The 7,704-nt window shown below is 57.0% G+C and carries 9 protein-coding genes; all 9 read left to right on the top strand.

Annotated features, from left to right (window positions below):
• Positions 1-189 precede the first annotated feature (189 nt).
• The 9 genes from QMM04_RS19195 (at position 190) to QMM04_RS19235 (ending at position 7,552) form a co-directional block, all read left to right on the top strand.
• Positions 190-714 (top strand): fimbrial protein, encoded by a 525-nt coding sequence (locus QMM04_RS19195; protein ID WP_021507095.1) that lies wholly within the window; start codon positions 190-192, stop codon positions 712-714.
• 63 nt (positions 715-777) lie between these two features.
• Complete coding sequence (locus QMM04_RS19200) at positions 778-1,314, top strand: fimbrial protein (protein WP_282996782.1); 537 nt, start codon at positions 778-780, stop codon at positions 1,312-1,314.
• A gap of 29 nt (positions 1,315-1,343) precedes the next feature.
• Positions 1,344-3,890: an outer membrane usher protein gene (locus tag QMM04_RS19205; protein WP_282996783.1), complete on the top strand. Its 2,547-nt coding sequence runs from the start codon at positions 1,344-1,346 to the stop codon at positions 3,888-3,890.
• Between the two features lie 14 nt (positions 3,891-3,904).
• Positions 3,905-4,654 (top strand): fimbria/pilus periplasmic chaperone, encoded by a 750-nt coding sequence (locus QMM04_RS19210; RefSeq protein WP_104094259.1) that lies wholly within the window; start codon positions 3,905-3,907, stop codon positions 4,652-4,654.
• A gap of 3 nt (positions 4,655-4,657) precedes the next feature.
• Positions 4,658-5,188 carry a fimbrial protein gene (locus QMM04_RS19215; RefSeq protein WP_132466155.1) on the top strand — a complete coding sequence of 177 codons (531 nt, stop codon included), beginning with the start codon at positions 4,658-4,660 and terminating at the stop codon, positions 5,186-5,188.
• On the top strand, positions 5,181-5,687 hold the full coding sequence (locus QMM04_RS19220) for a fimbrial protein (RefSeq protein WP_282996784.1): 507 nt from the start codon (positions 5,181-5,183) through the stop codon (positions 5,685-5,687). The genes QMM04_RS19215 and QMM04_RS19220 overlap by 8 nt, the downstream gene beginning before the upstream one ends.
• Before the next feature lie 9 nt (positions 5,688-5,696).
• Positions 5,697-6,212 carry a fimbrial protein gene (locus QMM04_RS19225; protein WP_132466149.1) on the top strand — a complete coding sequence of 172 codons (516 nt, stop codon included), beginning with the start codon at positions 5,697-5,699 and terminating at the stop codon, positions 6,210-6,212.
• A 9-nt stretch (positions 6,213-6,221) separates the two neighbouring features.
• Positions 6,222-7,076: a winged helix-turn-helix domain-containing protein gene (locus QMM04_RS19230; RefSeq protein WP_125311825.1), complete on the top strand. Its 855-nt coding sequence runs from the start codon at positions 6,222-6,224 to the stop codon at positions 7,074-7,076.
• Entirely contained in the window at positions 7,043-7,552 is a 510-nt protein-coding gene (locus QMM04_RS19235) for a hypothetical protein (RefSeq protein ID WP_127833493.1), read from the top strand. Before QMM04_RS19230 ends, QMM04_RS19235 begins: the two co-directional genes overlap by 34 nt.
• The last annotated feature ends 152 nt before the right edge of the window (positions 7,553-7,704 follow it).

Raw genomic sequence — 7,704 nt, forward strand, 5'->3', positions numbered from 1 at the left:
CGAAAATACCGTTGCGCAGGGCAAAATTGATCTCTATCGTTGGCACCACTTGAGGACGACAACCACAAAAATGATGTGGGCGGCCATCAGGAAAAATATAAGTAATTAAATTTTTCTATACACAGCAAATTGAATAAGACCGACGCAGAACGCGCTCCTTGTTTTATTCACCTAAATGGAAATCAGCAAATGAACATGAACAAAATCGTTGTGGCTTTAGGTCTGTCTATGTCTCTGGTGGCGGGTTCTGCGATGGCAGCAGGTGAAGGTAACGGTACTGTGACGTTTAAAGGTGCGATTGTTGATGCGCCATGCTCCATCGAACCGGGTTCAGTCGACCAGACGGTTGAGCTGGGTCAGATTTCCAACCTGGCGCTGAAAGACGGTGGCCGTTCTACACCGCGTCCATTCCAGATCAAACTGGAAAACTGCGACACCGCAACGAAGAAAGAAGTGACCGTGACCTTTGCCGGTACTGGCTCTCAGGTTATCCCGGGCAAACTGGCCATCACCGGTACTGCATCAGGCGCGGCGATCGGCATCAACTTCGGCGATACCGAAATTGAACTGGGTACCGCAACACCAGCGCAAAAACTGATGGACGGCAACAACCAGCTCTCCTTCGCAGCCTTCCTGCAGGGTGGCGGCGCTTCTGAGACTATCGTCCCGGGCGAATTCCAGAGCGTGGCTGACTTCGCACTGAACTATCAGTAATGGTCAGAGACTGGCGGGCTTCCTTGCCCGCCACTCTATCTTTTCGCTTAAGGAACTGCGGCGATGAGTCGTTTTATGCCTGCGGCGATAGTTTCGGCATCGGTGCTTTTCATCAATGACTGCCGCGCCGAACAGTTGATCGACCGCGGCCGCGTTGCGTTACGCGGCGCCATTCATCAGGGTGCCTGCGCCATTAAGGCCGATGATGCTGAACAAACCATCGCGATGGGGGTGCTGCCGCTGGCGCGCCTGCAACGTGACGGTAAAGGGCCGGGTTTTCCCTTCTCTATCCAGCTGGTGAATTGTCCGGTGGAGTACAGCGCGTCGGGAGGCGTGGCACGCACCTTTTCTATCACCTTTGACCACGATGGCCCGCCGGGTCAGCAGCGTTTTGCTGTGTATGGCGATGCCAAAGGGGTAGAGCTGATGATTACGGATACGCAGGGCAACACCATTGCTCCCGGTGAGGCGCAGCCGATCGATCAGCATCTGACGCAGCAGCACGACCTGCGTTATCGGCTCACGCTGGTCAGCAACCAGCAGCAACTGCACAGCGGGAGTTACGCCGCCGCGATTCGTTTTCACATTAATTACAACTGATCTTTCACGGTTTACGGACACCGCTTGCCATGAAAAAGGCTTCATTAACTGCGCCAGCCTCATGTGCGCGCAGGCAGCGTATCAGGCTGACGCCGCTCAGCGTGGCGTTAATGTTAGCCCTCGGCTACAGTGCTCCGCTCTTCGCTGCCGGTGCGGTCTCATTCAACACCGATATCCTTGATCTCAACGATCGGCAAAACATCGATCTGTCGCAGTTTGCTCAGGCTGGCTACATCATGCCGGGCGAATACATGATGGAGCTGCGCGTCAACCAGACACAGATTCCGGAAATGCTGGTGCGCTACTACGCGCCCGAAAACGCGCCGAATGAAAGTCTGCCCTGCCTGACACCCGAAATGGTGGATAAACTGGCGCTGAAACCGGAAGTGCTGAAAAACGCGTCGTGGCTGCAGGACGGCCAGTGTCTGGCGGTGGATTCCATCTCCGGTATGCAGGTGCGCGGCAATCTGGGTGAATCTCGCCTCAACATCACCATTCCACAGGCATGGCTGGAGTACAGCGCCGCCAACTGGGAACCGCCGTCTCGCTGGGATAACGGCGTCCCGGGCCTGTTAATGGATTACAACCTGTTTGCCTCCACTACGCGTGCGCAATACGGCGCTAAAAGCCAGAGTGTGAGCGGCAACGGCACCGGTGGCGTTAACGCCGGTGCCTGGCGCCTGCGTGCGGACTGGCAGATGCAGCAAAATCGTGGCACGGGCAGCCATCGTCAGGAATTCACCTGGACACGCTTTTACGCCTATCGGCCGCTGCCTTCTCTCCAGGCGAAAGCCACGCTGGGCGAGAACTATCTCGATTCCGGCATGTTTGACAGCTTTCGCTATCTTGGTGCGGCGATCACCAGCGATGACAACATGCTGCCGCCCAACCTGCGTGGCTATGCGCCGGAAGTAACCGGTATCGCCAAAACCAACGCCAAAGTCACCATTAGCCAGCAGGGACGGGTGATTTATGAATCGCAGGTGGCTGCCGGTCCATTTCGTATTCAGGATCTCAATGATGCCGTCTCCGGCCAGCTTGACGTGCGCGTCGAGGAGCAGGACGGCAGCGTGCAGACCTTTAGCGTCGATACCGCCACCATCCCGTATCTGACCCGTCCGGGCCGCGTGCGTTACAAATTCGCCAGCGGCAAACCGGGCAGCGAAGAGCACAAAACGCAGGGCCCTACGTTTGCCACCGGCGAATTCTCCTGGGGGATCAGTAACGGCTGGTCGATGTACGGCGGCGGGCTGGCCGCAGGCAATTACAAAGCGTTATCGATGGGTCTGGGACGCGATCTGCTGTTGCTGGGCGCCATTTCGTTTGATGCCACCCAGTCTCAGGCTGGCTTGCCGCAGCAGGGCAACAAAAGCGGCGGCTCTTATCGCCTGAGCTATTCCAAACGCTTCGAGGAACTTGATGGTCAGGTGACGTTTGCCGGCTACCGCTTTTCGCAGCGCAACTTTATGAGTCTGCCGCAGTATCTCGACGCGCGTTATCGCAACCAGCAGGTTTCTAACAGCAAAGAGCTCTACACCATTACGCTCAACAAGCACTTTCGCAGCCTGAACCTGAGTAGTTACCTCAGCTACAGCCATCAGACCTATTGGGATCGTGCCCCGCTGGATCGCTGGAGCTTTTCCACCTCGCGCTACTTTGATGTCGGCCGGTTTAAGAATCTGAGTTTAAGTCTGTCGCTCAACCGGACGCAATATAACGGCAAAAACGATGACAGCGTTTACCTCAACTTCAGTATGCCGATTGGCGGTGACAGTAGCCTGAGCTACAGCCAGCAAACCAGCGGTAAGCAAACCACCCACTCGGCCAGTTTTTATGACCGGCTGGACAGTAACAACAGTTACAGCCTGAGCGTCGGCCTCAATAACGATCGCCGTCAGTCGTTCAGCGGGTTTTACAGTCATCAGGGCAGTCTGACCAGCATGACGGCCAGCGCCAGCGCGCAGCAGGGTCAATACCGCAGCGCCAGTCTGTCACTGCAGGGCGGTTTAACGCTCACGCCGCAGGGCGCGGCGCTGCATCGGCTGGGCATGCCCGGCAGCACGCGTCTGATGGTCGATACCGATGGCGTGTCCGGCGTGCCGGTCAACGGTGGCGGCAGTAACACGTATACCAATTTCTTTGGCAAAGCGGTGATTTCGGATGTGAACAGCTACTACCGCAACACCGCCAGTATTGATGTCACCGGACTGGCCGACAACGTGGAAGCGTCGCGCCCGGTAACCCAGATCACCCTGACCGAAGGCGCCATCGGTTACCGGCGTTTCGGCGTGATTAAAGGCATTAAAGCCATGGCCGCCATCCGGCTGGCAGATGGCAGCTGGCCGCCCTTTGGGGCCAGCGTCCAGAGTAACGGACGCGAAGTAGGCATTCTGGATGATGACGGCCTGGTGTGGCTGAGTGGCATTGAGGCCGGTGCCAGCATGGATGTGCGCTGGAACGGCGAAACCCAGTGTCAGCTGGCATTACCCGATCCTCTGCCGCAGCAGTTGCTCGACGAAGGACAGAACTTGTTATTACTTTGCACGCGCCGCGCCGCGCCTGCTTCTTCAACGTAAGGAAAGAGTTAATCATGCTGGTAAAAACGCTGAGTGGCGCCTTGCTGCTCTCCACGCTGACGCTATCGCTGCAGGCTCACGCGGCGATTGCGCTTGATCGCACCCGGGTCATTTTTAACGGTAACGAAAAAAACGTCTCACTGAATATCAGCAATGAAAACAAGCAGCTGCCTTATCTGGCGCAGGGCTGGATTGAAGACAGCAGCGGTAAAAAAATTACGTCACCGCTGGTGCTGCTGCCGCCGGTGCAGCGCGTCGAACCGGGCGAACGCAGCGTGGTGAAAGTGCAGGCGCTGCCCGCCATCAAGGCGCTGCCACAGGATCGTGAATCGGTGTTCTATTTCAGCATGCGTGAAATCCCGCCGCGCAGCGAGAAGAGCAACGTGCTGCAAATCGCGTTGCAGACGCGTATCAAGCTGTTCTATCGCCCGGAAGCGATCGTGGTGAGCAATCCGTCAGTGGTGACGCCATGGCAGGAAAAACTGACGCTGACGCGCAAGGGTGCACGCTACCAGCTGAATAATCCCACGCCTTACTTCATTACGCTGGTGGATGCACAGCCAGCGAAAGGCCAGTCGCTGAAGAAGAGCTTTGAACCGGTCATGGTCGCGCCAAAAACCAGTATCGATCTGGGCGTGAACGCAGCAGAACTGGGCAGCGCGCCGCTATTAACCTACATCAACGACTACGGCGGCCGTCCAACGCTGGCGCTGAAGTGTGCCGGCGACAGCTGCAGCGTCGTCAGTAACAAGGTGGAGCAGTAAGCGATGCGTGTGCTGTTGCTGGTGCTGACGCTGTTGAGCCTGACTTTGCAGGCAGCAACCAACGGCGTGGTGCATGTGTATGGCGCGCTGCAGGAGAGTCCATGCTGGCTTGACGTCGGTAACAATGATCAGGCGGCTGGCCTCGATACCACGCCGACCGCCGCGCTGCAACAGGTCGGCGAGCAGGTGATGAAGCAGGCGTTAACGCTGCATTTGCAGGACTGTCCGTACAGTATCCGCAATGTCGCCGATCCGCTATGGCTGCAACATGTGCCGTCCATCAGCATCGACTTTTTTGCCCCGCAAAGTCTGGCCGACCCGCAGCTGATTCGCGTACAGGGCTCTGACGGCGTGGGCCTGCAATTGTTTGATGAGAACCATCAGCCGCTGCCGCCCACCTTCCGCAATCTGCGCGTGCCGCTCAGCGCCGGCAGCAATGTGCTGAGCTGGCTGACGGTAGAGGAACGCACCGCGCTGCCGCTGCAGCCGGGTGCCTGGTCAGCCAGCGGTCAGTTACAGGTGAACTATGACTAAGCATCGACTTGTTCCGTTGATGAAGTATTACAGCAGGCTGCTGATCGGTAGCCTGCTGCTGTGCATCTGCTGGCCGCTGCATGCGGTGGAGCTGCGCCTGCACGGTACGCTGATTGAGAATCCGCCCTGCACGCTGAATGACAACCAGAGCCTGATGATTGAGTTTGGCGATGCGCTGAGCGTGAAAAAGATCGATGGCGTCAACTATCTGCAGCGTAAGGCGATACCGGTCAAGTGCATTGAGGATCCGGGTGCGGCATTGCAGGTGCGTCTGACCGGTACCGCTTCCGGTTTCGACAGCAGCGCGCTGCTCAGCAGTGTGAGTGCGCTGGGTATTCGCTTTTATCTGGCCAGCAAGCCGCTGGCGGTCAACAGCACGTTGCCGATTGTTTTCCCCGGCACACTCGATCTCGGCGCGGTGCCGGTACAGCAGCCGGGCGTGACGCTGGAGGGTGGGGAGTTCACCGCCAGCGCGGCGCTGCTGCTGGAATATCAGTAAGGAGAGGCGATGAGAGCGGGCGTAATGCTGGTACTGGGATGGCTGCTGGTGTCACAGGCACAGGCGATAGAGATGCAGCTGCACGGCACGCTGGTGGCGGAACCCTGTTCGCTGGAACCGGATCAGCAGCAGCTGGAACTCAACTTTGGCGATATCGTCGCGAAATCGCTGTATCAGAATCCGCGCACGCCGGCGCGTCCGCTGGTGATGCGTCTGAGCGGTTGTGATACCGAACTGGGTAAAGACGTCGAGCTGGTGTTCAACGGTATTGCCGATGCCGAGCAGCCCGATCTGCTGGCGCTGGCCGGTGATGCCGGTGCCAAAGGCGTGGCCATTGGCCTGAGTGATGCGGACGGAAAGCTGGTGCCCATTAACCGGGGTGTGATGCATTTTCCGCTGCAGCAGGGCGACAACCAGCTGCAGTTCAGTGCCTGGCTGCAGGCTTCGGCGAGCGCGATTGCCGAGCGCACCATTGAGCCTGGCAACGTATCGGCGATTGCTACTTTTTATCTGAACTATCCCTGAGTGCCTGTTATGTGGTTGATAAATCAACATATCACGTTTGACCCGGATCGGCGCCTGTTGCGCGATCGGCATGATAACGAGCTGCTGCTCAACCAGAGCAGCGCACGCTGCCTGGCGCTGTTTCTGCAAAAGCCGGGTGAGGTCATTAGCCACGAAACGCTGCTGGATGAAGGCTGGCGTAGCCAGGGGGTGCACGTGACGGAAAACTCGCTGCGCCAGATGCTATCGATGCTGCGCAAACAGTTTCTGCAACTGCGGGTGGAAGGAGAAACCTTTGTCACCGTTCATCGTCAGGGCTACCGGCTGCATGAGTCGGTGCGGGTGGAAGCCTGTTTACCGCTGGCTGAAGCCGTAGAAGAAGCGCGCATTGCATCGGAAGCACGTATTCAGCCGCTGGTGACCACTCATGTGCACACGGCGCCGCTGCCGGTGATGGTGCAGCCGCCAGCCACCGCCACCGTGGCGGAGGAAACGCCCGCGGCGGTGCCACGCAGCCGTTCCGGACTGGTGTTAATCGGCATGTTGATCAGCGCAGTGCTGTTACTGGTGCTGGCCTTACTCGGTATTAAGGTGCTGGAGATTCGCGACGTGGTGACTGTGACCTATGCACCCTATCGCCACGTGCAGGGCCGGCAGTGGTATATCCAGGACGACTTCAGCGCCACCGAACGTGAAGAGATCGATCAAAACCTGCAGCTGGTGAGTGACAGCATGGCGCGCTTTATCCAGCTGGCCGAAGAGGAACGCCACATCTATATCAACCGCACCAAGCTGGCTGACCGTTACAGCTGGTTTATCTGTCAAAACCCTATCGAGCAGAAGGATGCGTTATGTCGGTCAGCCATATATTTCGTCGCCGAGTAACCTGGGTGTTGCAGGGGGGATTACTGATGCTGGCGCTGGTACTGGCGGCTATCCTGATTTATCAGCTGTCGCGCCGTATCCCTCATTGTGAAGCGGATTCGATTCTGATTTCCAGAGAGGCGGGACAGCTGGTGGTGTCGCATGGGCAGTGGAAAGTGCAAAACAGTCTGTTTCAGGCCACCGGCAATTACAGCGGCATGATCAGTTATTACTCGCCACAACAGCAACTGCAGCGCCGCGAACCGGTTGATGTCTCTTTTGAACTGCGCCACAGCTTCTCCGGCGCCGCGCTGCGCAGCGAAACCACTGCCATTTCCTACAATCTTGCCAATCGCGCCTCACCACAAAATATTGAACGCTATATCTCCGCCGGCCTGGCGCCCGGCCATGTCAATTACGGCTGGATTTATCGTCTGCAGAATGTGCGTTATGTGATTGGCAATAATGCGAATCCGTCAGTGATTTGTAAAAAATAATTTTATTAATGAGTATTCAATGCATATTTTTTCCAAAAATACTTTTTTAATGACTATTTTATTTGCCTTCAGCAGCTGCTTGAATGCAAAGCTTTATGTAGAGCTACAATCTCAACCAACCTCTCCTAACGCAATGTTTTACGGGGTTATTG

This window comes from Pantoea sp. Pa-EAmG (genome assembly GCF_030024295.1).
GTDB classification, from domain to species: Bacteria; Pseudomonadota; Gammaproteobacteria; order Enterobacterales; family Enterobacteriaceae; genus Pantoea; species Pantoea dispersa.

Excerpts from the sequence above, each read along its gene's own strand:
- QMM04_RS19195 (WP_021507095.1), top strand. The coding sequence starts at position 190 with ATGAACATGAACAAAATCGTTGTGGCTTTAGGTCTGTCTATGTCTCTG.
- QMM04_RS19200 (WP_282996782.1), top strand. The coding sequence starts at position 778 with ATGAGTCGTTTTATGCCTGCGGCGATAGTTTCGGCATCGGTGCTTTTC.
- QMM04_RS19205 (WP_282996783.1), top strand. The coding sequence starts at position 1,344 with ATGAAAAAGGCTTCATTAACTGCGCCAGCCTCATGTGCGCGCAGGCAG.
- QMM04_RS19210 (WP_104094259.1), top strand. The coding sequence starts at position 3,905 with ATGCTGGTAAAAACGCTGAGTGGCGCCTTGCTGCTCTCCACGCTGACG.
- QMM04_RS19215 (WP_132466155.1), top strand. The coding sequence starts at position 4,658 with ATGCGTGTGCTGTTGCTGGTGCTGACGCTGTTGAGCCTGACTTTGCAG.
- QMM04_RS19220 (WP_282996784.1), top strand. The coding sequence starts at position 5,181 with ATGACTAAGCATCGACTTGTTCCGTTGATGAAGTATTACAGCAGGCTG.
- QMM04_RS19225 (WP_132466149.1), top strand. The coding sequence starts at position 5,697 with ATGAGAGCGGGCGTAATGCTGGTACTGGGATGGCTGCTGGTGTCACAG.
- QMM04_RS19230 (WP_125311825.1), top strand. The coding sequence starts at position 6,222 with ATGTGGTTGATAAATCAACATATCACGTTTGACCCGGATCGGCGCCTG.
- QMM04_RS19235 (WP_127833493.1), top strand. The coding sequence starts at position 7,043 with ATGTCGGTCAGCCATATATTTCGTCGCCGAGTAACCTGGGTGTTGCAG.